Here is a 2,047-nt window from a genome sequence, read left to right on the forward strand (position 1 = left end):
CAAACTATCGATCGCGGCTGCTAGTTCGTTAAAAGAATAAATCGTCATTCCCAGCGGCACCGGGACGCCCATACTCGCCAAGATTTTTTTAGTTTTCTCTTTATCACAGGCGAGTTCGACCCCGATAATATTGCTGTTGGATGTCAGTGCGGCTTGAATTCGTTTTTGATGTTTGCCATAGCCCAACTGAAATAAGTCGCAGCTCTCTAAGTGCATCCAGGGAATCCCCAGCGCTTCGGCTTCTTTGACTAAAGCATCGGTACTCGCGCCTAATGCTGCTTCCTCGCGCATCTTCACGAGATCTTCCAAATCCCGATCGAGTTCGACTTGGGGATATGTACCCGTCTCGATAATGCTCTGACACAGCCGTAGTGCCGCTCTGGCAGCGTATCGCCCTGCCGTCTCGATCTGGTATTCAATCACCACCTGATAGACGCCTGGAGTGGACATCTCGCGGGTACGACCGAAGCCCACTGGCATCCCTGCCAAAGTTTGGAGTTCTAATGCTACATGCTCCAGGATATGTCCCATCATCGTCCCTTCGCGGACTCGGCTCAAGAACCCACCCCGGCAACCGGGCGAACAATGATGTTCGTCGAGACTGGGGAGCACCGCCACGAGACTCTCATAAAATCCGGTAATCGTATCCGAAGGTCGATCTGCTAATTCCTCCAAATCTAGTCGCACGAGAATCAGCTTTGAGCGGCGAATGCTCCAGTAGTTTGGGCCTCGAAGCGTTTGAGTTTGGAGAATTTTCATATGTATATAAGAAGTACCTTTAAGTTGATTCCACCCTACATCGAATGCAATCCCACGATCTTCAATAAAGTTTGAAAAGTTGATTTGGCGATCGATCTAGACTTAGTATGAAGCGATCGACGTACCACTATTACTTAATTTCAAATTGAGTCGCTAATTCCGTATTACTTGCTACATACTGACCTAGATATTGTCTAGAAAGTGTCGTAAATAACAACTAACTTCCGATCGAGACGATGTGTGCAGCTAATGGCGACTAGCGATCCAGATGACTGGAATTATGATACTACATGACGATGCTGATAATCATAGCGATCGCCCTGACTTAAGACATGAACGGTAAGATTATGCAGACTCAGTGGGGCATTTTCTCCAGCTTTGAGGTAGTTGCGATGGGTCAACTTGCCGGGATCGATAATTGTAATCGTCCCTTTGCCCAATACTTCAAAAGTGCCGTCGCCATCGAACGCCGCACAGGTATCTTCATCGATCCCAATGCCGAGCTTATCGGGATGAGCCGCGATCGCACTCATCAATCGCGCCATCCGATTGCGGTTGTGGAAATGTTGATCGACTAGCAAATCTGGAAAAATCCCCAATCCAGCGGTCAGATCTACTAATGACTGATTGGGGGATTCGCCACTGCTCCCCCCGGAAATCATCTGTTCGCCAACGATGGCCGCCCCAGCACTGGTACCAGCTAGGACGAGGTTGCCACTCTCAATTCTGGCTTTGATGGCTGCCATAAACTTGCTGCCACCAATGAGGTCGCGCAGGCGCAATTGGTCTCCACCAGTCAAAAAGACGCCACTACAACTAGCTAAAATATTCAACCACCGTTCTTCGTCACACTCTTTCGGCTGACGAATATCAAGGATTTGGATTTCTTGGGCACCCATCCCCCTAAAAATTTGGTAGTAGCGATCGCCGACGACACTAGGTTCTTGGGAGGCGCAAGGGATGATGCCGATCGTCGCCATCTTCCCCCCTGCACTTCTAAAGAAGGCATTCAAGATGCCACACCCATTTACTTTGTCTTCTGCTCCACCAATTACCATGACTGGATAATGGCTAGAAATTACCATGAATTTTTGAGCGAGGAAAGGCTGTACTTCAAGCATATGTCGATTCTAAGTCTCCCATCATACCACCGTGGCGAACCAAAATCAAAGTCACACCTACTACACAATAAGATGACTGTATCAAATAATGTACCTGCTAGTTTGTATTTGATTTGACAGGAGACGGGAGATGGGAGTTGGGAGTTGGGAGTTGGGAGTTGGGAGTT

The 2,047-nt window shown here is 48.3% G+C and carries 1 protein-coding gene and 1 pseudogene; both read right to left on the reverse strand.

All coding sequences use genetic code 11. The annotated features are described in order from the left end of the window. A pseudogene (locus RMO35_RS07595) lies at positions 1-759 on the reverse strand (cyanophycin synthetase); the annotation flags it as partial. A gap of 278 nt (positions 760-1,037) precedes the next feature. Beyond that, positions 1,038-1,880, reverse strand: a complete 843-nt coding sequence (locus RMO35_RS07600; protein ID WP_396134986.1) for a cyanophycinase — start codon at positions 1,878-1,880, stop codon at positions 1,038-1,040. Positions 1,881-2,047 lie beyond the last annotated feature (167 nt).

The organism is Chamaesiphon sp. OTE_20_metabat_361 (assembly GCF_031364565.1).

Bases quoted from the DNA above. Each gene is read 5' to 3' on its own strand.
- RMO35_RS07600 (WP_396134986.1), bottom strand. From the start codon at position 1,880: ATGCTTGAAGTACAGCCTTTCCTCGCTCAAAAATTCATGGTAATTTCT.